We start from the raw sequence: 24100 nt of genomic DNA, 5'->3' as shown, positions 1-24100 counted from the left end.
GGCCAGGGGGGAGCCCGCCGGGGTCGGGCGGGCGGGGTCGATGACGGTGGGGGGCTCGGGGGGCGGGGGCAGGTCGCGCAGGCGCTCGTGCCACCAGGCGCGGGCCCGGTCGCGCTCGCCGGTGTCGCGCGCCCCGCGGTCGGCCAGGTACGCGGCGAAGTCGTAGTCCAGCGGCGGCAGGTCCCGCCCCTCGTAGGCGGCGCACAGGTCGTCGAGCAGCACCCGCAGGCTGAGGGCGTCGGCCACGATCATGTCCAGGTCGACGTGCAGGCGGGTGCGCCCGCCCGGCAGCAGGGACAGGGCCACCTCCAGGACCTCCCCGGCGGCGACGTCCATGCGCCGGTGGGTGTTCTCCTCACGGAGCCGGTCCAGGGCGCGTTCGACCTCCTCCGGGTCGGCCGAGCGCAGGTCGTGGACCTTCAGGCGGGCCCCCTCTCCCGCGGGGGCGACGCGCTGGTGGCCGTCGCCGTCGAACCGGGCCCGGAGCATGGGGTGGCGGTCCACGACGACCTCCACGGCCCACGCGAGCGCGTCCCGGTCCACGTCCCGACCGTCGAACTCGGTGTAGAAGTGCGCGGCCACACCGCCCAGGGGCTGCTCGTCCCCGCGTCCGACGAGGTAGGCGTGCTGCATGGTCGCCATGGGGAAGGGCTCGCCCTCCACCGGCCGGGAGGGCTCCCGGGCCGGGGCGGCCGAGACCGGCGCGGTCGGCGCCGTGCGCTCCAGCAGGGCCGTCCATGCGGTCACGGTCGGGTTCAGGGCCAGGTCCTCGAAGGTGACGTCGTGCCCCTCCTCCCGCCAGCGTCCGACGAGCCGGATGAGGCCCAGGGAGTCCAGTCCGCACTCGAAGAGATCGTCGGTGTCGGAGAAGTCCTCCGTTGCGAGGACCGCCGCGGCGCGCTCTCGGACGCTCGCGGACCCGACCCCTGCGGCCCCGGCCTCCACGACACGGTGTGCCACGACACCCCACCCCTCCATGGTCGATTGCGACGCGATCGACAATAATGAAAACCGTTTTCATTTTCGATATGTCCATGTATAGCACCATCGGCTCCGCGGAGTCGACCCCGAAACCCCTACGACAACGGAGATCACATGACACAGGACTGGCCCCGCCACCCCGCGGAGGCGATCCGCTCCTACCGCGAACGGGGATTCCGGGAGGATCGGCCCCTGTCCGGCCTCCTGCGCGAGCAGGCCGCCCGGCGGGGCGACCGGCTCGCCCTCGTCTCCCGCTCGACCCGTCTCACCTACGCCGAACTGGACTCCCGGGTGGACCGGCTCGCCCACGGGCTGGCCGCGCTGCCCGTCCGCGCCGGCGAACGCGTCCTGGTGCGCCTGCCCAACCGGGAGGAGTACGTCCTCACCCTGTTCGCCCTGCTGCGCATCGGCGCCGTCCCCGTGCTGGCCCTGCCCGCCCTGGGCCCGGCAGAAGTGGAGTCCCTGGCCGCCACCGCCGAGGCGTGCGCCCTCGTCGTGGCCGACCGGCACGGCCGCACCGACCCGCGGGCCGAGGCGCTCCGGATCGCCGAACGCCTCCCCCACGTCCGCCACGTCCTGGTGGCCGGCGACCCCGGGGACGCCCCCGCGCGCTCCCTGGACTCGCTGCTCTCCCAGGACGCCGCACCCCGACCGGAGGCCGCCCGGCCCGAGGACCTCGCCCTGCTGCTGTTGTCGGGAGGGACGACGGGCACCCCCAAGCTGATCCCGCGCACCCACGCCGATTACGGCTACAACGCGCGGGCCTCCGCCCAGGCGTGCGCGGTGGACTCCGACACCGTCTACCTGGCCGTCCTGCCGGTGGCGCACAACTTCACCATGGTCTCGCCGGGGATCATGGGGGTCCTGGGCGCCGGAGGCACGGTCGTCCTGTCCCCCGACCCCAGCCCCACCACGGCCTTCGCCCTCATCGAGCAGGAGGGGGTGACCCTGACCTCATTGGTGCCCGCGCTGGTGCCCTCCTGGCTGGACGAGGCCCGACGGACCCCCGAGCGACCGTCCTCCCTGCGGGTGCTCCAGGTCGGTGGTTCCCGCCTGGACGAGGTCACCGCCCGCCGGATCGGCCCGGAGCTGGGCTGCACCCTCCAGCAGGTGTTCGGCATGGCCGAGGGGCTCAACAACTACACGCCCCTGGACGCGCCCGAGGAGGTCGTGTGCACCACCCAGGGCAGGCCGCTCTCCCCCGCCGACGAGATCCTCATCGTGGACGAGGACGACACCCCGGTCCCGCCCGGCGTTCCCGGGGAGCTGCTCACCCGCGGCCCGTACACCCTGCGGGGCTACTACCGGGCCCGGGAACCGGACTCCCTGCGCTTCACCCCGGACGGCTTCTACCGCACCGGCGACCTCGTCACCCGCACCCCGGACGGGGACCTGGTGGTCGTGGGACGGGTCAAGGACCAGGTCAACCGGGCCGGGGAGAAGATCGCCGCGGTCGAGGTCGAGGAGCACCTGCTGGCGCTGCCCGGGGTGCGGGCGTCCGCGGTGGTCGGAATGCCCGACCCCCACCTGGGCGAGCGGTCGGTCGCGTTCCTGGTCGCCGAGGGGCCCGCCCCCTCCCGGGAGGAGATCCGGGCGGCGATGCTCCGGCGCGGCGTCGCCCCCTTCAAGGTCCCCGACGAGGTGCGCACGGCCCCGGCCCTGCCCCTCACCGGGGTGGGCAAGGTCGACAAGAGGCGTCTGCGCGAGGAGGCGGGCCGCTGATCCGGCGGGGCGGGCGGCACGGGCCGCCCGCCCCGCGGGGCCTCACTCCCGGTCCGGGAGGGCCGCCAGCACCCGCTTCGTGGTCACCACGCTCGCGCACCGACGCGCCGCGTAGGACAGGGCCATCGTGTGGTCGGCCGCGGAGAAGTCGGCGACCGCGTCGGCCACAACGAACGTCTCCACGTCCCGCATGAAGGCGTCGCAGGCGGTCATCAGCACACCGATGTGGGCGTAGACACCGCAGACGATCAGCTGGTCACGACCCAGGGCCCGGATCCGCGCCTCCAGGTCGGTCCGGGCGAACGCGCTGTAGCGCCACTTGGTGACCCGCAGATCCCCCGCCCGGGGGTCGAAGGGGGCCACGATGTCGGTGTGCTCGGGATCGTCCCGCAGGCCCTCGCCCCACAGGTCCCGCAGCAGTCCCCGGTCGCGGGGCTCCTGCGCGCCGGGCTGGGCGGTGAAAACGCGGGGGACGCCCGCCTGGACGCAGGTCTCGCGGAGCAGGGCGATGTTGACCAGCAGGTCCGTCGTCGGCTCCCGTTCCGGGGGGAGGGCGTTCACGAAGTAGCGCTGCATGTCGTGGACCAACAGGACGCAGCGGTCGGGGTCGACCGCCCACTCCATGCGGTTCTCCGGCAGGTCGGACTCGGTGGGCATGGGGTAGGCGGGGATCAGGGGCAGGGACATGGGGCTCGTCGACGTCCTCTCGTGTTCAAACGCCGCGACGGTTCAGGAGCCGAGTCCGGCTCCCCCGTCCACGCGCAGGTCGTGCAGGGTGATGTGGGCGGCGCGGGGGGAGCACAGGAAGGCGACGGCGTCGGCGACGTCCTCCGGGCGCGCCAGGCGTCCCAGGGGGATCCCCGCCCGGAACTCCTCGGGCACCCCGGCGATGGCGGGGTGGAGCCGGTCGGAGCCGCCCCACCGGGCCCGGCTCATCTCGGTGTCGGTCGCCCCGGGGGAGACGATGTTGCAGCGGATGCGGTGGGGGGCCAGTTCCAGGCCCAGGCAGCGGGTGAAGTGCGCGGCGGCAGCCTTGGAGGCCGCGTAGGCGGACATCCCGGCACGGGGCACCGTGCCCGCGTCCGAGCCGACGGTCACGATGGAGCCGCCGCCCCGGGGGATCATCCGCCGGGCGGCGGCCCGGCAGACGTGGAAGACCCCCAGGGCGTTGACGTCGAAGACCCGCCGCCAGTCCCGGGACGAGGATGCGGTGGCCGGACCCCAGCGCAGCACCCCGGCGACGTTGACGACGGACCGCAGTTCCCCGGGGCCCTCCTCCACGGCACGGACCAGCGCCTCGACGTCGTCCTCGTCCGCGACGTCGACCCGGTGGGCCTCGACCCGGTGCCCCCGCGCCGAGAGCCCCCGGGCCAGGTCCGTAGCGGCCGTGCCGTCCAGGTCCGCCGCCGCGACCCGGTACCCCTCCTCGGCCAGTCGCCGGACGACGGCGGATCCGATGCCGCCGGCGGCCCCGGTCACCAGGACGGTCTCCTCCTCAGAGGACGGCATCGGCACCCCGTTCCTCCGGGGCCTCGCCGGTCGGCACGGACCGACCGCAGTCGGGGCACACCCCCGACAGTTGCAGGGAGCAGCCCAGTTCGGAGAAACCGCTCTGGTATCCGACCCGGTCGAGCACGGGGCGCAGTTCCCAGGCGTGCGGCACCTCCTCCACCCGACCGCAGATCCGGCAGAGCAGGTGGTGGTGGGGGGAGGTCTCGCAGCGGCGGTAGAGCCGCTCGCCGTCCTCCGCGTGGATGGTGTCGATCTCGCCCTGGCGGGCCAGCCGGTGCAGGGTCCGGTACACGGTCGACAGGCTCGGCGGGCGGCTCCCGCCGCCCCGGGCCTCGGCCAGGCGGGAGTGGATCTCCTGGCAGCTGCGGAACCGTTCGTCGCACTCCAGGGCGCTCAGTACCTCGCGGTCGTACTTGGAGGTTCCACGCATGTGTCGGCCTCTCGTCACGGACGCGGATCCCGGGGGCGCCGGGGCACGGCCGGGGACGGAGGCGGCCACCATCACGGCAGCCTGCCGGGAGGCGGGCATCCGGTCGGTCTCTCCACCTGTGACTCCTCGGGAAGCGGCCCGGCGGTCGGGGTCGGGTCGGACGTGTCCGGTGCGGCGGGGCGGGTGGCGCCGGGATCACTGGAGATTATTGATAATCGTTTTCATTTTCGCAAGGGAACGATACCCCGGAAGGCCACCGGGGGCGACACCGGACCCGGGGGCCGCCGGGAGTGCTACCGTACGAAAACGATTATCATTCTTATCAGATCCCGGGCCCCGAAACCCCAGGAGGCGCGCCCCGTGACCGAGTACCACGATCCCTACCAGCGCTCCGGCCGGTACCTCGACATCATGATCGCCGGCTGGTGGGAGCACCACGGCGCGACCGTCGCCGAGGCCCTGCGCGAACTACCGGCGGGCCCCGTCGTCGACGCCGGGGCCGGAGGCGGCCACGGCACCCGGCTCATCGCACGCACCCTGCCCGACACCCCGATCCTGGCCGTCGAACCCTCCCCCGTCCTGAGCGCGGTCCTGCTCTCCCGCGTCGCCGACGACCCGGACCTGCGACCCCGGGTGACCGTCCACGGCGACGACCTGCTCGCCGCCCGCCTGCCCGAGCGCATCGGCGGCATGATCATGTCCAACCTCATCGGCCACTTCAGTCCCCACGAACGCGACCGCCTCTGGGAGGACCTGGCCCCCCGCCTGGCACCGGGCGCGTTCGTCCTGGTCAACCTGCCCCCGCCCACCGAACCCGCGCACGTCGAACGCGCGGCCATGAGCGAGATCCACGTCGGCGACCGCACCTACCTCGGCTGGGCCGCGGCCGAACCCGCCGGTGACGAACGCCTCTCCTGGCACATGACCTACGAGACCCGGGAGGGCGACCGGGTCGTCTCCACCGACGACGTCCACTACGACTGGTGGACCGTCTCGGAGGACTCCCTGCGCGCCGAGACCGCGCCCCACCGCCTGACCGTCGTCCCCCACGGCCCCGCCGAGGCCGGCCTCTACAAGATCCTCCGGGAGTCCTGAGCCCATGAGCGCACTCACCGAACTACCGGTCACCGTGCTGTCCGGTTTCCTCGGCGCCGGGAAGACCACCCTGCTCAACCACCTCCTGAACAACCTCGACGGCCTGCGCGTCGCCGTCATCGTCAACGACATGAGCGAGATCAACATCGACGCCTCGCTGGTCCGCGACGCGGGGCACCTGACCCGGACCGACGAGCGCCTGGTGGAGATGACCAACGGCTGCATCTGCTGCACCCTGCGCGACGACCTGCTCGAAGAGGTCTCCCGCCTCGCCGAGCAGGGCCGGTTCGACCACCTGCTCATCGAGTCCAGCGGCATCTCCGAGCCCATGCCCGTCGCGGCCACCTTCGCCGTCCCCGGCCCGGACGGGACCCCCCTCCTGGAAGGGGCCCGCCTGGACACCATGGTGTCGGTGGTCGACGCGGCGAACTTCCTCACCGAACTCGACAAGGGCGACGACCTCGTCGAACGCGGACTGGACGCCTACGAGGACGACGAGCGCACCATCAGCGACCTGCTCGTCGACCAGGTCGAGTTCGCCGACCTGCTCCTGATCGGCAAGACCGACCTGGTCGGCGACGAGGAGGCCGACCGGGTGGAGGCCGCCGTGCGGCGCCTCAACCCCCTGGCCCGCGTCCTGCGCGTCGCGCACGGGCGCGTGGACCCCGCCGAGCTGATCGGGGCGGACCTGTTCGACCTCGAACGCGCCTCCCGCGCCCCGGGGTGGGTGGCCGAACTCAACGGCGACCACGTCCCCGAGACCGAGGAGTACGGGATCTCCAGCCTGGTCTTCCGGGCCGACCGCCCCTTCCACCCCGGCCGCCTGTGGGACCTGGTCTCCTCCGGCTTCGAGGACGGACGGTACGGCACCGTCCTGCGTGCCAAGGGCTTCTTCTGGCTGGCCACCCGCAGCCGGACCACCGGCCTGTGGTCGCAGGCGGGCCCCGTGGCCCGCTTCGAACCGGCCGGCGTGTGGGACCCCGCCGACGGGCCCACCCTCGGATACGAGCCCGAGGACCTGGTGGACACCGAACCGGTGGAACCCCACCAGGAACTGGTGTTCATCGGCACCGCCCTCCGGCGCGCGGAACTGGAGGAGGCCCTGCGCGTCTGCCTGCTCACCGATGACGAACTCGCCTCGCCGTGGCAGGGACTCCCCGACCCCTTCCCCGCCTGGGACGTCCACGGCCTGCACGCCCACCACCAGCACGCCTGACCGTCGCGGCACCGGCCCCGCCGTCCGCTCCGCCCGACCGGTCCACCACCCCGGGGCCACGGTGCACCGTGGCCCCGGGCGGGCCTCAGTACCGGCCCGCGCCCCGGGCACCGCGCACGAGATGGTCGGCGATGAGCCCCACCAGCCGGGGCACCACCCCCGGAGCGAGATGGTGCGCCATGCCCTCGACCTCCACGTGCCGGGCCCCCGGCACCGCCAGCGCCGTGGCCCGACCGCCGCTGGGATGGACCATCCGGTCGGTGTCCCCGTGGATCACGAGCGTGGGCGCGGTGATCCGGGCCAGCTCGCCCGTCCGATCCCCCGACGCGTGGATCGCCCCGATCTGCCGGGGCACACCACCGCGCGACCGCACCCCTCCGGCCCGCTCCCACGCCCGGGCGGCCCAGGCGACCTCCTCGTCCCGATCCGGCGGGAAGACCGCCGAACCGATGTGGGCCAACATCGCCAGATGCCGCTCCACCGACTCCTGTGCCGTGCGCGCGGGCCGCTTGCCCATGCGCGCCAGCGTCGACCACGCCACCCGCCCCACCCCCCGTCCCCCCGTGGTGGAGAAGATCGAGGTGAGCGTGGCGACCCGGTCGGGGTGACGGGCCGCGACGGTCTGACCGATCATGCCGCCCATCGACATCCCCACCAGGTGCGCCCGCGCGATGCCCAGGTGGTCGAGCAGGCCCACCGTGTCGGCGGCCATGTCGCCCAGGTCGTAGGAGTCCGGGCGGGCGCGCCCGAGCAGGGAGTGCAGCGGGCTCGGCGGGGGCGTCGCGATCCGGGTGGAACGGCCCGCGTCCCGGTTGTCGAACACGATCACCCGCGACCCGCGTTCGAGGAGCCCCTCGACCATCCGCCGGGGCCACGACGTCAGGTCCAGGCCCAGCCCGGCGACGAGCAGCACCGGCGCCCCGTCCTCGGGCCCCTCCACACGGTGGCAGATCCGCGGGCCGCCCGGCAGGTCCGCGAACAGGTCCGGCCCGGCACCGGTCACGTCGTCACCGCCCTCACGGACACCGCCGAACGGGAGAAGCGCAACTCGGGGTCGGCCACGTCGTCCACCCGCAACAGCGTCACGTCGGAGTGGTAGCTCATCGAGGTCAGCCACGGCATGCGATCCCCCTGTCTCGGCAGCCCGTCCACCGCGCGGCGCACGTACCCGGCGGCGAAGTCCAACAACGGCCGCGTCGCCATGTCCGGGTCGGCCGGCTCGGGACGGCACGTATCGTACCCGTGGGCGTCCATGTGCGTCAGCAGCCGACAGAAGTGCTCGCACAACAGGCCGATCTTCAACGTCCACGAGGCGTTGGTGTACCCGATGGCGAACGCCAGGTTGGGCACCCCGGACAACATCATCCCCTTGTAGGCGACGGTGTCGGCGAGCCGCACCGGCTCCCCGTCGACCGTCAGCTCCACCCCGCCGAAGGCCTGGAGGTTCAGCCCGGTGGCGGTGACGATGACGTCGGCCTCGATCTCCCGCCCGGATTCCAGCATCAGGCCCCGCTCCGTGAAGGCGGAGATCCGATCGGTCACCACCGACGCCCTCCCCGACCGGATGGCCCCGAAGAAGTCACCGTCGGGGGCCGCGCACAACCGCTGGTCCCACGGATCGTAGGGCGGGTCGAAGTGCTCGTCGACCGGATAACCCTCGGGCAGCCGCGACGCGACGACCCGGCGGATGAGCCTCCGGGACGCCTTGGGGAAGCGTCGGCAGAAACGCCAGACCGCGGTGCCCTTCCAGATGTTCTTGCGCCGCGCGAGCCGGTAGCCCCGCTCCTCGCCGAACACCCTGCGCAACAGGTCGGCCAGGGCGTCGCCCCGGGGCACGGGCATGACGTAGGTGGGGGTGCGCTGCACCATCGTGACGTGCCACGCGGTCCCGGCCATCGCCGGCACCAACGTGACGGCCGTCGCCCCACTGCCGATCACCACCACCCGCTTCCCGGCGTACTCCAGGTCCTCCGGCCAGTGCTGGGGGTGCACGATCGTGCCGCCGAAGCGTTCCCGCCCCTCGAAACGCGGGGTGTACCCCTCGTCGTAGCGGTAGTACCCGGCCGCCGAGAACAGCCACCCGGCGCTCAGCAGCACCCGCTCACCGGTGTCGACGCGCTCCACGTCGACCAGCCAGCGCGCCTCCTCGCTCGACCACGACGCCCCCACCATCCGGTGGTGGTGGCGGATGTGCGGCTCCAGGTCGTCCTCGGCGATCGCCTCGCGCAGATAGGCCAGGATGCGGTCCGCGTCGGCGATCGCCTGCCGGTCCCGCCACGGCTTGAACTCGTACCCGAAGGTGTGCAGGTCCGAATCCGACCGGATGCCCGGGTAACGGAACAGGTCCCAGGTGCCGCCCGAGGCCGCACGGGCCTCCAGGATCGCGAACCCCTTCTCCGGGTGATGCTCCTTCAGGTAGTGTCCGGCCCCGATCCCGGAGATCCCCGCCCCGATGACGAGCACGTCCAGGTGCTCCACAGGTGTCCGCTCACCGCTCATGTACCGCTTCCTCCGATTCCCGCGCCGATACCACCTTGTGTGATGCGCTCCCTCTTGTGCCAGAGCACCGTGCACCACGATCCTGGTCGATGTGGTGCACAACGCTGCGGGCGACCCTCCCTGGCCCCGCCCCTCCCCCCGGACACTCCACCTGCTGCGACGCGGGGCGGAACTCGCCCTGGATCCCCCGGCCGCGTGGATCGACGAACTCCACGCCGCCTCCCTCGGCGGCGCACGCATGCGACCGGCCGCCGAGGACCCGGCCCTGGCCGAGGGGATCCGCCGCGCCAACGTGGCCAACCTGCGGCACTGGGCCGCGGCCAACATCGCCCGCCCCGGCGAACGGGTGCCCGCCAACACCGGCCCCGAACCCCTGGAGGCCGGGCGCGACCTGGTCCGACGCGGTCTCGACGAGGGTGCCCTGGACGCCTTCCGCGCCGGGCAGAACGTCGCCTGGCGCCACTGGATGAACGTCTGCTTCGGCCTGACCTCCGACCCCGACGAACTGCGCGCCCTCCTCGACGTCTCCGCCCTGTCCATCAACGCGTTCATCGACGACACCATCTCCGCCCTGTCCGAACGCATGCGCGCCGAACGCGAGGAGCTCACCCGCGGCACCCACGCCGAACGCCGGGCCGCCGTCACCCTCCTGCTGGAGGGCGCCCCCATCGGCCGCGACCGCGCCGAGAGCCGGCTGCGCCACCCCCTGTCCGGGCCGCACACCGCCGCCATCGTCCGGGGCGACCCGGGGACCACGCCCGACCACCTGGAGGCCGCCGCCGAGGCCGTCGCCCGCGCCGGCGGCGCCGACCACCGGCTCACGGTCATCGCCGGGGCCACCGTCCTGTGGGTCTGGCTGCCGATCGCCACCGCACCGCCCCGGGAACGGCTGGCCGCCGAACTCACCGCCCACCCGCGGGTCCGCGTGGCCGTGGGCCGCCCGGGCAAGGGCGTGGACGGCTTCCGTCGCAGCCACTTCGACGCGGCAGCGACCCAGCGCATGCTCGCGGGCGCGCCGTCCCGACGGTTCGCCCGTTACGAGGACGTCCAGCTCGCCGCCCTGTTCGCCGACGCCGCGCCCGGGGTGGAGGAGTTCCTGCACGACACCCTGGGCGAACTCATGACCGCCGACGCCGCCCTGCGCGAGACGGCCCTGACCTACATACGGTCCCTGGGCAACACCACGCTCACGGCCGAACGCTCCTACACCCACCGCAACACGGTGGTACGCCGCCTGAACCGCGTCGACGAACTCCTGCCCCGGCCCCTGGACGAGAACCCGGTCGACGTCGCCGTCGCCCTCGAACTCCTACGCTGGCACTCCGTTTCTTGATACCAGCGGGTACAGAGAACAGAACATCCGCCTTTACGAGGTAGATTCACAAGATTTCGCCCATAACGCCTCCATCGAGGACCGCCCGGGAGACCCCACCACCGACGAGGGCCTCCCCCGCCTCCCGGCCCGGCGCGGGTCCCGCTTCGGGCGAGCGGCACCCGCCCGGCGGCCTTCCCCGAGCGCGTCGAGCGCGGTAAGGTGACGGCATCAGGATCGATACGGTTTCCCTCGGTGCCCGGAGCGTGGCTTTTCACTCCCGCCCCCGTCACCGCCTGAGCCTGCCCGGGAACCGCCCGACCCCCTTCTCCTCCTCGGGTACCTCCTGAGCATCGCGGTGGGACTGTTCGCCTGCGTCCTCGCGGTCGGAGTCGCCCGGCTCCTGCTCCGCCTCCTGCACCACCACGCCGAACGCCGATGGCCCGGTCTGCGCTGCGGGCGCCGCCACAACACCGTGCACGGCGACGTCTCCGGAACCGTCGTGCAGGCCGGACGCATCGATCACCTGCACCTCCATCGGGGACACGACGAACGGACCGGCCGAACGCGCCCGGAGAACGGGGACCTTCCGGCCGCCACGTCAACGTCCAGCGACCCCGGGGGCGCCCTCGTCCCCAGGGGCACGGAAGAGCAGGCGAGAACCAGGCACGAGGAGGGACCTCGCCCGGCCGAACGCCGGGCCAGGGCGCCCCGGCTCAGCCGATGACGGCGGTGGCCTCCACCTCCAGCAGGAAGTCGGGGTCGGCCAGCGCCGCGACGCCGATTCCGGTGAGCGGCGGGACCGGGGCGGCGATCCCGAGCCTCCGCGAGGCCCGGGCGACACCCTCCATGAACAGGGGCATCTTCTCGGGGGTCCAGTCGACCACGTAGACGGTCAGCTTCGCCACGTCGTCGAAGGAGGCGCCGACCTCGGCCAGGGCCGTGGCGACGTTGAGGTAGCACTGCTCGGCCTGGGCCACGACGTCGCCCTCGCCGACCTTGCCGCCGTCCGCGTCGAGGGCGACCTGCCCGGCGACGAAGACGAGCCTCGATCCTTCGGCGACCGACACCTGTCGGTAGAGGTCGACCTTCGGCAGACCTTCCGGGTTCACCAGGGTGATGGGCATGTCCACTCCTCTTCTCGGGATCTCACGGATCCGAAAACATAACATTGCTATGCAATGTATCGTAGCGGCATGGCGAGGACGAAGGATCCGGCGATCCGCACACTGCTCATCGAACGGGCCGCGCACATGCTCCGCACGCGCGAGCCGATCACCCTGCGCTCGCTGGTGGCCGGCACCGGCATGTCGACGATGGCCGTCTACACCCACTTCGGCGGCATGGACGGCCTCTGGAAGGCCCTGCGCCAGGAGGGCTTCACCCGCCTGGCCGCCCGGTACGACTCCATGGCCGGGTCCGAGGACCCGGTCAGGGACCTGACCGCCCTCGTCGCCGCCTACCTCGACAACGCCTTGGACCACCCCGACCTGTACCAGGTCATGTTCGACGCGAGCGTCGACCTCGAAGACCTCGAAGCCGCCGACTCCACCCTGGACCGTCTGGTCGACACGGCCCGACGGGCAGGAGAGGCCGGCCGCTTCCATCGCGACACCCGACCGCGCCGACTGGCCGTGCAGAGCTGGATCATCGCCCACGGCCTGGTCTCCCTGGTCACCGGCGGCCCGTTGTCGATCCGCACGCTCGACAACGGTCCCCCCATGCTGACCGCGCTCTACATCGGCGCGGGCGACGACCCGGACCGGTGCCGCGCCTCGGTCGAGGCCGGCTGGCGGGTATCGGACAGGGTCGGGGTGTGACCCCCGCCGCCGGGGAGGCGTGCGGCCCGGCCCGGCGCAGGGACCGCGGTGATCAGGGGCGGCGTGAGGCGGTGGACCACCCCCTCCGGAGCCGTCGTTTACCCCTCGCGACCGCGGGTAGTCGTGGCTCTCGACCGATGAACGGGAACCGATACGGGGAGAAAAAGAACATGACGAGCCGCGAGCGACTGATCGACTGGCTCAACGACGCGTACGCCATGGAGCGGTCGCTGGAGAAGACCCTCGAACGGCACCTCAAGGACGCCGAGGGGGAGCCCGACGTGCACGCGCGGATCCGGCTCCACATCGAGGAGACGCGCCGTCAGGCCGAAACGGTCGAGTCCTGTGTGGAGTCCCTCGGCGGCAAGGTCTCCTCCACGAAGACCGTGTTTGCGGAGATGATGGGGGCCGTGCAGGGCATGGTCAACAAGCCCGCCAAGGACACCCTGGTCAAGAACGCCCTGGCCGACTACGCGGCCGAGCACTTCGAGATCGCGTGCTACAAGGCGCTCATCGCCGCCGCCCGACAGCTCGGCGAGGAGGGGATCGCGACCAGGCTGTCCGTCATCCTCCAGGAGGAGGAGGACATGGCGCGCTTCCTGGAGGAGAAGCTCCCCCACGCCGTCCGTGAGGCCCTCGTGGACGCCGACACGTAGGACCGGCGCACGGGGTCGTGCGTGCGGCGCCCGGGGGCGTGCCGACGACCCACCCCGTGACCGTGACCGTGACCGCGCGGCGTGCGCGGCCCGGCCTCCTCCGCGGCGCCCCGAGCGCCGGCTCCCCGCTTCCGGTCCCCACCACCGGATCCCGCCGGGATCGGAGGACGCCGGGGTCGATACAGGAGTTCCGACCCACCACCTCGGTGACACCGAGGCGGTGGGTCGCCGCACGGGCCGCACGGGCCCTCGCCTCGGTGCCTGCCCTCTACCGGTTCACGCGGGCCTGGTGGACGTCGGAGCCACCGAGGACGGGCCGGGCGACCGTACGTCCGCTCTCCACCCTCCCGCCCCGCCGGGGACGCGTGCCGGTGGCGCGCGCCCCCGGCGATGGCCGGGCCGCCCCCGACCACCCCCGGAGGACCTTGCTATTCTTCCCGGGCCAGTCGTAACCACCCAGGTGGTCAGGGAATCCGGTGCGAATCCGGAGCTGACGCGCAGCGGTGAGGGGGACGGGCGGGGCATCACGCCACTGGGGCGGGACCGTGTCGGCCGGGAACGGCGGCGCGCACCGGCCCGGGAAGGCGTCCCGTCCGGATGAACCCGAGTCCGAAGACCTGCTGGCCCCGTGCGCCGACCCCGCACGGGTGACCCATGCCAGGCTCCGCGTTCGAGCCCCGACATGCAAGGCGCCCCCATGTACCGCCCCATGCCCCTCGCGGGCCCCCTCCTGCTCGCCCCCGCCCTGGTGCTCACCGCCTGCTCGCCGACCGCGGACGACGGCGACACCGACGGATCCGGCTCCGCCTCGATCATCGACAACTGCGGATACGAGGTCGTCGTCGGCGAACCCCCGCAGAGGGTCGTCTCCCTCAACCAGGGCACCACCGAGATCCTGCTCTCCCTGGGCCTGGAGGACCGGATCGTCGGCACCGCCACGTGGACCGACCCGATCATGGAGGGTCTGGAGGAGGCCAACGAGGGCATCCCGCGCCTGGCGGAGAACAACCCGTCCTTCGAGCGGGTCCTGGAGGCCGAGCCCGACTTCGTCACCGCCTCCTTCGTGTCCACCCTCGGCACCGGCGGCGTCGCCACCCGGGAGCAGTTCGGGGAACTCGGCGTGGGCACGTACGTGTCGCCGTCCGACTGCTCCGCGGGCAAGGACAACGACAGCGGCGGCGACGGTTCGCGCAGCGAACCGCTGACCCTGGACGTCGTCTACGGGGAGATCAGGGATCTGGCGCTGGTCTTCGGTGTGGAGGAACGCGGTGAGGAGCTCGTCGCCGAACTCCGGGGCCGGGTGGAGGCCGCCACCGAGGACCTGGACGCCTCCGAGGTCTCCCTCATGTACTGGTTCGCCAACTCCGAGGCCCCCTACCTGGCCGGGTGCTGCGGGGCCCCCGGCGCCATCACCCGCGAGGTCGGGGCGCGGAACGCCTTCGACGACACCCACGACGAGTGGCCGCAGATCAACTGGGAGACCGTCGCCGACCGCGACCCGGACGTCATCGTGCTGGGCGACCTGACCCGGGAGTCGCAGACCGCCGAGACCGCCGCCGCCAAGATCGGTTTCCTGGAGGACGGGGCCGCCACCCGCGACCTCACCGCGGTGCGCGAGGAACGCTACATCCTGCTGAGCGGCCAGGCCATGAACCCGTCGATCCGCACGGTCGAGGGTGTGGAGAAGGTCGCCGCCGGACTTCGGGAACTCGGGTTCGCGCGGTGAGGGGCGCGCGCCTCGCGCTGCTCACCTGCGGAGGCCTGGCCGCCCTGCTCGCATCGATCGCGGTCGCGGTGACCATCGGCCCCGCCGACATCACCACGTCCGAGGTCCGGCTCTCGGTGCTCGCCCGGCTCGGGTACGGCGAGAGCCCCCTGTCGACGCTGCGCGAGGGCATCGTGTGGAACCTCCGCATGCCCCGGGCCCTGCTGGCGGCGGTGTGCGGGGCCGGGCTGGCCCTGTGCGGCGCGGTCATGCAGTCACTGCTGCGCAACCCCCTGGCGGACCCCTTCGTGCTGGGTGTGTCCTCGGGCGCCTCCACCGGGGCGGTCGTCGTGATCGTCCTGGGCTGGGGCGCCGGGGTGGTGTCTCTGTCGGCGGGGGCCTTCGTCGGCGCGCTGCTGTCCTTCGGGATGGTGGTGCTGCTGTCCCACACCCTGGGCGCGACCATGGACCGGGTGGTCCTGTCCGGCGTCGCGGCCATGCAGCTCTTCTCCGCCCTGACCTCGTTCGTCGTGCTGACCTCGGCGGACGCCGAGACCACGCGCGGTGTGCTGTTCTGGCTGCTGGGCTCGCTCTCCGGCGCAGGGTGGACCGACGTGGCCCTGTGCTCCCTGGTGCTGGCCGTCGTGCTGGCGGTGTGCGCGGCCAACACGGGCACCCTGGACGCCTTCGCGTTCGGGGAGGAGGCCGCGGCCCACCTGGGCGTGCGGGTGGCACGGGCGCGCCTGATCCTGCTGACCGCCACGGCCCTGCTGACCGCCGCGCTGGTCAGCGCCGCGGGGGCGATCGGCTTCGTGGGGCTGGTCCTGCCGCACATCACCCGTCTGCTCACCGGTTCCGGCCATGCCCGGCTGCTGCCGGTGACCGCGCTGATGGGCGCCGTCTTCCTGGTGTGGGTGGACACGGCGGCGCGGACGCTGCTCGACCCCCAGGAGATCCCGGTGGGCGTGGTGACCTCGCTCATCGGCGTGCCCGCGTTCGTCGCCGTGCTGTACCGATCCAGGAGCAAGCCGTGAACGACACCGAGTCCGCCGTGACCGAGCGCCCCACGCCGGCCCCGGTCGAAGGGGAGCGCGGCCTGCGCGCCGACCGGGTGTGCCGTCCGGCGGGCGGTCGCCTGATCGTGGACGGTGTGACGCTGGCCCCCCGTGCCGGGGAGACGCTCGGGCTGCTGGGCCCGAACGGCTCGGGCAAGTCCACCCTGCTGCGGCTGCTGTCCGGGGTCCTGGCGCCCTCGTCCGGGGTCGTCGTCCTGGACGGGCGCCCGCTCCCCCGCATCCCCCGCAAGGCCGTGGCACGGCGGTTGGCGGCCGTGGAACAGCACGCGGAGACCCGGACCGAGCTGACGATCCGCGAGGTGGTGGCGCTGGGACGCATCCCCCACCGTCGCGCCTGGACCCCCGCCTCCGCCGCCGACGCGCAAGCCGTGGCGGCGGCGCTGGAGGCCACCGGTCTCACGGCCATGGCCGACCGGTCCTGGCACACCCTGTCGGGCGGCGAGCGCCAGCGCGCGCAGATCGCCCGCGCGCTGGCCCAGGAACCCGGCGAGCTGCTGCTCGACGAACCGACCAACCACCTCGACATCCGGTACCAGATCGACCTGATGGAACTGGTGGCCGGCCTCGCGGTGACCACGGTGATCGCCGTGCACGACCTCAATCTGGCCGCGATGTACTGCGACCGGCTGCTCGTGCTCCGCGACGGCCGGGTGGTCGCCGAGGGCACGCCGGGCGAGGTGCTCACCCCCTCCCTCATCGGGGAGGTCTACGGAGTGCGCGCCGAGGTCACCGAGGGGCCCGGGCATCCCGTGATCCGCTTCCTGCGCGGCTCCCGGCCGCACCCTCCGGGAGTCCCCTGACCCCCGTACCGCACCGCGCCCCGGATGACGCGCACGTCCCACCGCTAGGGTGTGGACCCGGACGGCTTCCGCGGCGCGGTGAGACGACCTGAACCCTTCGCTCGAAGTACGGGAACCCGGTGCGATTCCGGGGCGGTTCCGCCACTGTGACACCCCGTCGGGGTGCAGCCAGACACCGGCTCCGAGCGTTCCGACCATCGCTAGGGCGAGAACCCTTGGGGAGGAATCCGGCCATGACGGTACGGATCGCACTGTTGTCCACATCCGACACCGACCTGCTCTCCGCACGGGGCAGCGGTGCCCCCTACACGTGGACGAACCCGTCCCGGGCCTCCGACGACGAGCTCACCGCGGCCGTGGAGGGCGCCGACCTGGTCGTGGTGCGGCTGCTGGGCTCCTCGCACGACCTGTGGCCGGGGCTGGCCGCCGTCCGCGAGCGGGGAACGCCACTGGTCGTCCTCAGCGGCGAGCAGCAGCCCAGCGCGGAGCTGATGGAGCACTCCACCGTTCCGATCGGCGTGGCCACCGACGCGCACCGCTACCTCGCCCAGGGCGGTCCCGCCAACCTGGCCCGCCTGCACGCCTTCCTGTCGGACACCGTCCTGGTGACCGGGGAGGGGTTCGAACCGCCCCTGGAACTCCCGGCGTGGGGCATCGCCGAGCGGGAGCGGAGCGCGGACCCGGGGCTGCCCCGGATCGGCATCCTGTACTACCGGGCCCACGAGTCGGGGGGCAACACGGCGTTCGTCCACGACCTGGCCGACGCCGTGGACGCCACCGGCCGGGCGGTGGGCGTGCCCGTGTTCGCCGGGTCGCTGCGCTCGGCGCCCGACGAGCTGTACGAGGCGCTCGGCGCGTTCGACGCGCTGGTGGTGACCCTCCTGGCGGCGGGCGGCAGCACCCCCGCCGCGGCGAGCGCGGGCGGGGACGACGAGGCCTGGGACGTGGAGCGCATGGCCGCCCTGGGGATCCCGGTCCTCCAGGGGCTGTGCCTGACGAGCCCGCGCACCGTCTGGGAAGGGTCCGACGACGGTGTCACGCCGCTGGACTCGGCCAACCAGATCGCCATCCCCGAGTTCGACGGGCGCGTCATCACCGTGCCGTTCTCCTTCAAGGAGATCGACCGGGACGGCCTCCCCCGCTACGTCGCCGACCGGGAGCGCTGCGTCCGCCTGGCCGGGATCGCGGTCGCGCACGCCCGGCTGCGGCACGTGCCGCCCGCCGAGAAGCGGGTCGCGGTGGTGCTGTCGGCCTACCCCACCAAGCACTCCCGGATCGGCAACGCGGTCGGGCTCGACACCCCGCGCTCCCTGGTGCGCCTGCTGCGGCGGCTGCGGGAGGAGGGGTACGACCTGGGCGGGCCCGACGCCCTGCCCGGCCTGGACCTGCCCGACGAGGCGGAGGCCGGCGACGCGCTCATGCACGCCCTGATCGCGGCGGGAGGCCAGGACGAGGAGTGGCTGACCTCCGGGCAGCTCACCGACGCCCACGTGCGCATCACCGCGGAGGAGTACGCCGCCTGGACCCGTGACCTGCCCGGGGAACTGCGGGACGCGATGACCGAGGCCTGGGGCGCCGCACCGGGCGACCTCTACGTCAACGACGACGGCGAACTCGTGCTCGCCGCCCTGTGCGCGGGCAACGTCGTCGTGGTGGTCCAGCCGCCGCGCGGTTTCGGCGAGAACCCCGTCGCGATCTACCACGACCCGGAGCTGCCGCCCAGCCACCACTACCTGGCGGCCTACCGGTGGCTGGAACGCGGCTTCGGCGCCCACGCCGTCGTCCACCTGGGCAAGCACGGATCGCTGGAGTGGCTCCCCGGCAAGAACGCGGCCCTGTCGGCGGCGTGCGCCACCGACGCCGCGCTGGGCGACCTGCCGCTCGTCTACCCGTTCCTGGTCAACGACCCCGGTGAGGGAGCCCAGGCCAAGCGGCGGGCCCACGCCACGGTCGTGGACCACCTCATCCCGCCGATGGCCCGCGCGGAGACCTACGGCGACATCGCCCGTCTGGAGCAACTGCTCGACGAGTACGGCAACATCGCCGCCATGGACCCCGCGAAGCTGCCGGCCATCCGGGGCGAGATCTGGTCGCTGATGCGGGCCGCGGAGATGCACCGCGACCTGGGTCTGGCGGAGCGGCCCGACGACGAGGAGTTCGACGACTTCCTGCTGCACGTCGACGGCTGGCTGTGCGAGATCAAGGACACCCAGATCCGCGACGGGCTCCACGTGCTCGGAGACGCCCCCGGCTCGGAGACCCGGGTGAACCTGGTCCTGTCCGTGCTGCGTGCGGCCCAGGTGTGGGGAGGCGTGGGCCGGGCCGTGCCGGGGCTGCGCGCGGCGCTGGGCCTGAAGGAGGGCGCGCCGACCGCCGAGGTGGACGCGGTGGAGGCGCTCGCCCGCGGTCTGGTGGAGCGCATGGAGGCGGCGGGCTGGGACCCGGCCGCGGTACCGGGCCTGCACGACGACGCGGAGGTGCGCTCCGTGCTGGCGTTCGCCGCCGAGCAGGTCGTCCCGCGCCTGGCCCGCACCACCGACGAGCTGGACCACGTCCTGCTCGCCCTGGCCGGCGGGTTCGTCCCGGCCGGTCCGTCCGGGTCCCCGCTGCGGGGCCTGGTCAACGTCCTGCCGACCGGTCGCAACTTCTACACCGTGGACCCCCGGGCGGTGCCGTCCCGGCTCGCCTGGCAGACCGGCCAGGCCATGGCCGACTCGCTGCTGCGCCGCCACTTGGACGAGACGGGGACCTACCCGGAGTCGGTGGGGCTGTCGGTGTGGGGCACCTCGGCGATGCGCACCTCGGGGGACGACGTGGCCGAGGTGCTGGCCCTGCTCGGCGTGCGCCCGGAGTGGGACGAGGCGTCCCGACGGGTCCACCGCCTGGACGTGGTGCCGCTGGAGGAGCTGGGGCGCCCGCGGATCGACGTGACGGTGCGCATCTCCGGGTTCTTCCGGGACGCCTTCCCGCACGTGGTCGCCATGCTCGACGACGCCGTGGCCCTGGTGGCCGGTCTCGACGAGCCGCGGGACCGCAACTTCGTCCGCGCGCACACCCTGGCCGACCTGGAGTCGCACGGGGACATGAGGCGCGCCACCACCCGGATCTTCGGTTCCGCTCCCGGCTCCTACGGCGCGGGCATCCTCCAGGTGGTGGAGTCGGGCAACTGGCGCGACGACAGCGACCTGGCGGAGGTCTACACCGCGTGGGGCGGCTTCGCGTACGGCCGCGGCCTCGACGGCGTCCCGGCCGCCGACGACATGCGGGCCAACTACCGGCGGATCAAGGTCGCGGCGAAGAACATCGACAGCGCCGAGCACGACATCGCCGACTCCGACGACTACTTCCAGTACCACGGCGGCATGATCGCCACCGTGCGCGCGCTCACCGGGTCCGACCCCAAGGCGTACGTGGGCGACTCCACCTCGCCCGACGCGGTGCGCACCCGGCCGTTGGCGGAGGAGACCGCCCGGGTGTTCCGGGCCCGGGTCGTCAACCCGCGCTGGATCTCGGCGATGCGGCGGCACGGCTACAAGGGGGCGTTCGAGCTGGCCGCCACCGTCGACTACCTGTTCGGGTTCGACGCGACGGCCGGGGTCGTGCACGACTGGATGTACGAGCGGCTGGCGGCGGAGTACGTGCTCGACGAGACCACGCAGGAGTTCATGCGCCGCTCCAACCCGTGGGCGCTGCACGGCATCGTGGAGCGACTGCACGAGGCGGCCAGGCGCGGCCTGTGGGCGGAACCGGACCCCGCGACCCTCCAGGCGCTGACCGAGGTGTACCTGGAGGTCGAGGGCGACCTGGAGGAGAGGGCCGAGTGAGGGTCCGCGTCCTGGGGATCGGCATGGGACCCCGCCAGCTCACCGGCGAGGTCGTCGAGGCGCTGCGGGCGTGCGACTACGCGGTCGCCGCCCGCAAGGGCGACGACGACGGGCTGCTGGAACTGCGGCGGGCCGTCTGCGCGGCGCACGGCGTGCCGCTGGTGGAGGTGCCCGACCCCGAGCGGGACCGGGACGCCGCGGACTACGCGGCGTCCGTCGCCGCCTGGCACGAGGCCCGGGTGACCGCCTACGAGCGGGTCCTGGGCGCGCGCGGGGGCACGGCGGCGTTCCTGGTCTGGGGGGATCCGGCCCTGTACGACTCGACGCTGCGGATCGTGGAGGCCGTCGCCGCGCGGGGGGCCGTCCCGGTGGAGTACGACGTGCTGCCGGGGATCAGCGCCCCCCAGATGCTGGCCGCCCGGCACCGGATCGTGCTGCACGGGGTGGGCCGGCCGGTCCACGTCACCCCGGCCCGCCGCCTGGAGGAGGCGGTGGCCGCGGGCCACCGCGACATCGTCGTCATGCTGGGCGGGCGGCACGGGTTCGGCGGCCTGGCGGACTGGTCCGTGTGGTGGGGCGCCAACCTGGGAACCGACGGCGAGGAGCTGGTGGCGGGACGGGTGGGCGAGGTACTGCCCGAGATCGAGGCGGCCCGGGGACGGGCCCGGGAGAAGGACGGATGGGTCATGGACACCGCGCTGCTCAGGAGACCGGAGTGAACGGCCTCCTCGTCGCCGGGACCACCTCCGACGCCGGCAAGAGCGTGGTCACCACCGGCCTGTGCCGGGCCTTCGCGCGCCGCGGCGTGCGGGTCGCCCCGTACAAGGCGCAGAACATGTCCAACAACTCCATGGTGTGCCCGGGCCCGGACGGCCGTCCGGCGGAGATCGGCCGGGCCCAGTGGGTGCAGGCACTGGCCGCGCGCGCCGTCCCCGAACCCGCGATGAACCCGGTGCTGCTCAAGCCCGGCGGCGACCGGCGCAGCCACGCCGTGCTGATGGGCCACCCCGCAGGGGAGGTGTCGTCCTCGGACTGGGAGGCCGGCCGGCGCCACCTCGCCGAGGCCGCGCACGCCGCCTTCGACGACCTGTCCGAGCGCTACGACGTGGTGGTCGCCGAGGGCGCGGGCAGTCCCGCCGAGATCAACCTGCGCGCGGGCGACTACGTGAACATGGGCCTGGCCCGGCACGCGGGGATGCCCGTGGTGGTGGTCGGCGACATCGACCGGGGCGGGGTGTTCGCCGCGATGTACGGGACGGTGGCGCTGCTGGAGCCCGCCGACCAGGCGCTGATCGCCGGTTTCGTGGTCAACAAGTTCCGGGGCGACCACTCCCTGCTCCAACCGGGCCTGGACGACCTCGAACGGATCACCGGCCGCCGGGTGTTCGGGACACTGCCCTGGGACCCCGGGCTGTGGCTGGACTCCGAGGACGCCCTCGACCTGGAGGGGCGGCGGGCCGACGGGCGGGCGGCGCCCGGGGCGGTGGCGCGGGTGGCCGTGGTGCGCCTGCCCCGGATCAGCAACTTCACCGACGTGGACGCGCTCGGCCTGGAACCCGGGCTCGACGTGGTCTTCGCCTCCGGCCCGCGCGACATCGCCGACGCCGACCTCGTGGTGCTGCCCGGCACCCGTGCCACCCTCGCCGACCTGGCCTGGCTGCGTTCGCGCGGCCTGGACGAGGCGATCATCGGGCACGTCCGCCGGGGACGTCCGGTGCTGGGGATCTGCGGCGGGTTCCAGATGCTCGGGCGCGTCGTCACCGACCCCGAGGGGGTCGAGGCCGCGCCGGGCTCGTCGGCGGAGGGTCTGGGGCTCCTCGACGTGCGCACCGACTTCACCGCCGACAAGACCCTGCGCCTGCCCGAGGGTGAGGCGCTGGGCGCGCCCGCGAGCGGTTACGAGATCCACCACGGCCGGATCACGGTGGGCGGGGACGCGGAGGGGTTCCTGGGCGGAGCGCGGGCGGGCGAGGTCTTCGGCACCATGTGGCACGGCACTCTGGAGGGCGACGCCTTCCGGGCCGCCTTCCTCGCCCGGACGCTGGGATACGGGCCCTCCGGGGTGGACTTCCCCGCCGCGCGCGAGCGGCGCATGGACCTGCTCGCCGACCTCGTGGAACGCCACCTGGACGTCGACGCGCTGCTCGGGCTGGCCCGGGAGGGGTCTCCCGCCGGACTCCCCCTGCTCGGTCAGGAGCCCGTCCGATGAGGCTCCTGCTGCTGGGCGGCACGTCCGAGGCCCGTGAGCTGGCCGCCCTGCTGGTCGAGGCGGGCGTGGACGTGACCACGTCGCTGGCCGGGCGGGTGGCCAGGCCGCGCCTGCCGGTGGGCGGGGTGCGGATCGGCGGATTCGGCGGGGTGGCCGGACTGCGGGCGGCGCTGGCCGACTACGACGCGGTCGTGGACGCCACCCACCCCTTCGCGCTCGGCATGACCGCCAACGCGGCGACCGCCTGCACGGACCTGCCGCTGCTGCGGTTGGAGCGGCCGGGGTGGGAGCCGGACCCGGCCTGGCACTACGCCGACACGCACGAGGAGGCGGCGGAGGCGGCGGCCGGGCTCGGCGGGCGACCGTTCGTGACGGTCGGCCGCCAGGAGCTGTCCCGCCTCGTGCCCTCCCTGGGAGAGCGCGCGGTGCTGGCCCGGGTGGTGGACGTGCCCGAACTCGAACTCCCCGGCGCCTGGCGGCTGCTGACCAGCCGGGGCCCGTATCACCTGGAGGGTGAGCTGGAGCTGATGGCAGGGCACCGGGCGGACGTGCTCGTCACGAAGGACTCCGGGGGTACCTACACCTGGCCGAAGATGGAGGCCGCGGGGAGGCTCGGTGTCCCGGTCGTGGTGGTGCGGCGCCCACCGGGCCCGCAGGGGGTGCCCACCGTGCACGGGGTGGTGGACGCCTTCGACTGGGTGACCGGCCTGGGGTGAGCGAAGGCCGTCGGTCCGTGTTCGGTGGCCGTCAGCGGGCGGACCGCTTCTTCAGCCCGTCGGTGTCCGGGGTCATCCCGGTACCGGGGATCCCGGACCTGTCGCGGTGGAGGTGCCTCGACCTGTCCTGGGGTTCACCGCGTTCGGGCCGTGAGTGGACCACCGGGGCGTTCGTGTCACGGTCCACCAGCAGGTAGGTGGGAATTCCGGTGGCGGTGTGGACGGCGGGTCGGCGGCCATCGGGAAGGGGGAGAGTGGCCGGGCCGGTAGGCACCTCCCGCCCTTCGCCCGGACAGCCCGCCCATCAGTTACCACCCGGCCCGGCCAAACCCATCAGTTACCACCCAGCCCGAAACCCCCTCACGCCCAAAACCCTGCCCCTGAGTGTCCACTGCTTCCGAAACCCCTCCCTCCCCGTGATCTTGCTACCAGAGGCAACCTCGGCGCCGAGGTTGCCTCTGGTAGCAAGATCACGGGGAGGGAGGGGCGGGAATCCGGTCAGGCTCGGGCGGCAGCCACACCCCGCG

At 73.4% G+C, this 24100-nt stretch carries 21 protein-coding genes and 2 riboswitches; of the genes, 13 read left to right on the top strand and 8 right to left on the bottom strand.

What is annotated here, in order from left to right:
• Nucleotides 1-960: condensation domain-containing protein (locus tag RM479_RS13535; RefSeq protein ID WP_311512074.1), on the bottom strand; the 960-nt coding region annotated here is incomplete at its 3' end.
• A gap of 135 nt (nucleotides 961-1095) precedes the next feature.
• Here RM479_RS13535 and RM479_RS13530 point away from each other — a divergent pair.
• Nucleotides 1096-2703, top strand: a complete 1608-nt coding sequence (locus tag RM479_RS13530) for a (2,3-dihydroxybenzoyl)adenylate synthase (RefSeq protein WP_311512073.1) — start codon at nucleotides 1096-1098, stop codon at nucleotides 2701-2703.
• A gap of 42 nt (nucleotides 2704-2745) precedes the next feature.
• Here the strand turns inward: RM479_RS13530 and RM479_RS13525 are convergent, their stop codons facing one another.
• Genes RM479_RS13525 through RM479_RS13515 form a run of 3 tightly spaced genes read right to left on the bottom strand, consistent with a single transcriptional unit; the run spans nucleotide 2746 to nucleotide 4645 of the window.
• Entirely contained in the window at nucleotides 2746-3390 is a 645-nt protein-coding gene (locus RM479_RS13525; protein ID WP_311512072.1) for an isochorismatase family protein, read from the bottom strand.
• Nucleotides 3391-3432: 42 nt separating this feature from the next.
• Nucleotides 3433-4212 (bottom strand): 2,3-dihydro-2,3-dihydroxybenzoate dehydrogenase, encoded by a 780-nt coding sequence (locus RM479_RS13520; RefSeq protein WP_311512071.1) that lies wholly within the window; start codon nucleotides 4210-4212, stop codon nucleotides 3433-3435.
• A complete protein-coding gene (locus RM479_RS13515) occupies nucleotides 4199-4645 on the bottom strand; it encodes a Fur family transcriptional regulator (protein WP_311512070.1) in 447 nt (148 codons plus the stop codon). The genes RM479_RS13520 and RM479_RS13515 overlap by 14 nt, the downstream gene beginning before the upstream one ends.
• Nucleotides 4646-5005: 360 nt before the next feature.
• Here RM479_RS13515 and RM479_RS13510 point away from each other — a divergent pair, with 360 nt between their 5' ends.
• Both RM479_RS13510 and RM479_RS13505 read left to right on the top strand, forming a co-directional pair.
• Nucleotides 5006-5740 carry a class I SAM-dependent methyltransferase gene (locus RM479_RS13510; protein WP_311512069.1) on the top strand — a complete coding sequence of 245 codons (735 nt, stop codon included), beginning with the start codon at nucleotides 5006-5008 and terminating at the stop codon, nucleotides 5738-5740.
• 4 nt (nucleotides 5741-5744) lie between these two features.
• A complete protein-coding gene (locus RM479_RS13505; protein ID WP_311512068.1) occupies nucleotides 5745-6956 on the top strand; it encodes a GTP-binding protein in 1212 nt (403 codons plus the stop codon).
• An 85-nt stretch (nucleotides 6957-7041) separates the two neighbouring features.
• On the opposite strand, the gene RM479_RS13500 is transcribed toward RM479_RS13505, so the two are convergent.
• Together RM479_RS13500 and RM479_RS13495 are read right to left on the bottom strand one after the other, a co-directional pair.
• The gene (locus RM479_RS13500; protein WP_311512067.1) at nucleotides 7042-7959 is read right to left on the bottom strand and encodes an alpha/beta fold hydrolase; all 918 of its coding nucleotides are present in this window, start codon (nucleotides 7957-7959) and stop codon (nucleotides 7042-7044) included.
• Nucleotides 7956-9455: a flavin-containing monooxygenase gene (locus tag RM479_RS13495; protein ID WP_311512066.1), complete on the bottom strand. Its 1500-nt coding sequence runs from the start codon at nucleotides 9453-9455 to the stop codon at nucleotides 7956-7958. The genes RM479_RS13500 and RM479_RS13495 overlap by 4 nt, the downstream gene beginning before the upstream one ends.
• Before the next feature lie 91 nt (nucleotides 9456-9546).
• Here RM479_RS13495 and RM479_RS13490 point away from each other — a divergent pair, with 91 nt between their 5' ends.
• On the top strand, nucleotides 9547-10788 hold the full coding sequence (locus RM479_RS13490) for a PucR family transcriptional regulator (protein ID WP_311512065.1): 1242 nt from the start codon (nucleotides 9547-9549) through the stop codon (nucleotides 10786-10788).
• 268 nt (nucleotides 10789-11056) lie between these two features.
• Here the strand turns inward: RM479_RS13490 and RM479_RS13485 are convergent, their stop codons facing one another.
• Together RM479_RS13485 and RM479_RS13480 are read right to left on the bottom strand one after the other, a co-directional pair.
• Nucleotides 11057-11293, bottom strand: coding sequence for a hypothetical protein (locus tag RM479_RS13485; RefSeq protein WP_311512064.1), 237 nt, complete (start codon nucleotides 11291-11293; stop codon nucleotides 11057-11059).
• Between the two features lie 190 nt (nucleotides 11294-11483).
• Nucleotides 11484-11894: a RidA family protein gene (locus RM479_RS13480; RefSeq protein ID WP_274810605.1), complete on the bottom strand. Its 411-nt coding sequence runs from the start codon at nucleotides 11892-11894 to the stop codon at nucleotides 11484-11486.
• Nucleotides 11895-11963: 69 nt separating this feature from the next.
• On the opposite strand from RM479_RS13480, the gene RM479_RS13475 reads away from it, so the two are divergent.
• The 9 genes from RM479_RS13475 to RM479_RS13435 all read left to right on the top strand — a co-directional run bounded on the left by RM479_RS13475 (nucleotide 11964) and on the right by RM479_RS13435 (nucleotide 23573).
• The gene (locus tag RM479_RS13475) at nucleotides 11964-12587 is read left to right on the top strand and encodes a TetR/AcrR family transcriptional regulator (RefSeq protein ID WP_311512063.1); all 624 of its coding nucleotides are present in this window, start codon (nucleotides 11964-11966) and stop codon (nucleotides 12585-12587) included.
• Between the two features lie 170 nt (nucleotides 12588-12757).
• The gene (locus RM479_RS13470; RefSeq protein ID WP_274810607.1) at nucleotides 12758-13243 is read left to right on the top strand and encodes a ferritin-like domain-containing protein; all 486 of its coding nucleotides are present in this window, start codon (nucleotides 12758-12760) and stop codon (nucleotides 13241-13243) included.
• A 426-nt stretch (nucleotides 13244-13669) separates the two neighbouring features.
• A riboswitch (cobalamin riboswitch) is annotated at nucleotides 13670-13882 on the top strand.
• A gap of 58 nt (nucleotides 13883-13940) precedes the next feature.
• Nucleotides 13941-14969 (top strand): ABC transporter substrate-binding protein, encoded by a 1029-nt coding sequence (locus RM479_RS13465; protein ID WP_311512062.1) that lies wholly within the window; start codon nucleotides 13941-13943, stop codon nucleotides 14967-14969.
• Nucleotides 14966-15982 (top strand): FecCD family ABC transporter permease, encoded by a 1017-nt coding sequence (locus RM479_RS13460; RefSeq protein ID WP_311512061.1) that lies wholly within the window; start codon nucleotides 14966-14968, stop codon nucleotides 15980-15982. The genes RM479_RS13465 and RM479_RS13460 overlap by 4 nt, the downstream gene beginning before the upstream one ends.
• A 17-nt stretch (nucleotides 15983-15999) precedes the next feature.
• Nucleotides 16000-16824 (top strand): ABC transporter ATP-binding protein, encoded by an 825-nt coding sequence (locus RM479_RS13455; protein ID WP_397222096.1) that lies wholly within the window; start codon nucleotides 16000-16002, stop codon nucleotides 16822-16824.
• Between the two features lie 87 nt (nucleotides 16825-16911).
• Nucleotides 16912-17022, top strand: a riboswitch (cobalamin riboswitch).
• Nucleotides 17023-17057: 35 nt separating this feature from the next.
• A complete protein-coding gene (gene cobN, locus RM479_RS13450) occupies nucleotides 17058-20648 on the top strand; it encodes a cobaltochelatase subunit CobN (protein ID WP_311512060.1) in 3591 nt (1196 codons plus the stop codon).
• Nucleotides 20645-21367: a precorrin-6A synthase (deacetylating) gene (gene cobF, locus RM479_RS13445; protein ID WP_311512059.1), complete on the top strand. Its 723-nt coding sequence runs from the start codon at nucleotides 20645-20647 to the stop codon at nucleotides 21365-21367. Before cobN ends, cobF begins: the two co-directional genes overlap by 4 nt.
• Nucleotides 21328-22857, top strand: a complete 1530-nt coding sequence (locus tag RM479_RS13440; RefSeq protein WP_311512058.1) for a cobyric acid synthase — start codon at nucleotides 21328-21330, stop codon at nucleotides 22855-22857. Before cobF ends, RM479_RS13440 begins: the two co-directional genes overlap by 40 nt.
• The gene (locus RM479_RS13435; RefSeq protein WP_311512057.1) at nucleotides 22854-23573 is read left to right on the top strand and encodes a cobalt-precorrin-6A reductase; all 720 of its coding nucleotides are present in this window, start codon (nucleotides 22854-22856) and stop codon (nucleotides 23571-23573) included. The genes RM479_RS13440 and RM479_RS13435 overlap by 4 nt, the downstream gene beginning before the upstream one ends.
• The last annotated feature ends 527 nt before the right edge of the window (nucleotides 23574-24100 follow it).

This window comes from Nocardiopsis lambiniae (genome assembly GCF_031845465.1).
Classification (GTDB): domain Bacteria; phylum Actinomycetota; class Actinomycetes; order Streptosporangiales; family Streptosporangiaceae; genus Nocardiopsis; species Nocardiopsis lambiniae.
This window is presented reverse-complemented; position numbering and strand designations above follow the sequence as displayed.

Excerpts from the sequence above, each read along its gene's own strand:
- RM479_RS13530 (WP_311512073.1), top strand. The coding sequence starts at position 1,096 with ATGACACAGGACTGGCCCCGCCACCCCGCGGAGGCGATCCGCTCCTAC.
- RM479_RS13525 (WP_311512072.1), bottom strand. The coding sequence starts at position 3,390 with ATGTCCCTGCCCCTGATCCCCGCCTACCCCATGCCCACCGAGTCCGAC.
- RM479_RS13520 (WP_311512071.1), bottom strand. The coding sequence starts at position 4,212 with ATGCCGTCCTCTGAGGAGGAGACCGTCCTGGTGACCGGGGCCGCCGGC.
- RM479_RS13515 (WP_311512070.1), bottom strand. The coding sequence starts at position 4,645 with ATGCGTGGAACCTCCAAGTACGACCGCGAGGTACTGAGCGCCCTGGAG.
- RM479_RS13505 (WP_311512068.1), top strand. The coding sequence starts at position 5,745 with ATGAGCGCACTCACCGAACTACCGGTCACCGTGCTGTCCGGTTTCCTC.
- RM479_RS13495 (WP_311512066.1), bottom strand. The coding sequence starts at position 9,455 with ATGAGCGGTGAGCGGACACCTGTGGAGCACCTGGACGTGCTCGTCATC.
- RM479_RS13480 (WP_274810605.1), bottom strand. The coding sequence starts at position 11,894 with ATGCCCATCACCCTGGTGAACCCGGAAGGTCTGCCGAAGGTCGACCTC.
- RM479_RS13475 (WP_311512063.1), top strand. The coding sequence starts at position 11,964 with ATGGCGAGGACGAAGGATCCGGCGATCCGCACACTGCTCATCGAACGG.
- RM479_RS13470 (WP_274810607.1), top strand. The coding sequence starts at position 12,758 with ATGACGAGCCGCGAGCGACTGATCGACTGGCTCAACGACGCGTACGCC.
- RM479_RS13465 (WP_311512062.1), top strand. The coding sequence starts at position 13,941 with ATGTACCGCCCCATGCCCCTCGCGGGCCCCCTCCTGCTCGCCCCCGCC.
- cobN (WP_311512060.1), top strand. The coding sequence starts at position 17,058 with ATGACGGTACGGATCGCACTGTTGTCCACATCCGACACCGACCTGCTC.
- RM479_RS13440 (WP_311512058.1), top strand. The coding sequence starts at position 21,328 with ATGGGTCATGGACACCGCGCTGCTCAGGAGACCGGAGTGAACGGCCTC.
- RM479_RS13435 (WP_311512057.1), top strand. The coding sequence starts at position 22,854 with ATGAGGCTCCTGCTGCTGGGCGGCACGTCCGAGGCCCGTGAGCTGGCC.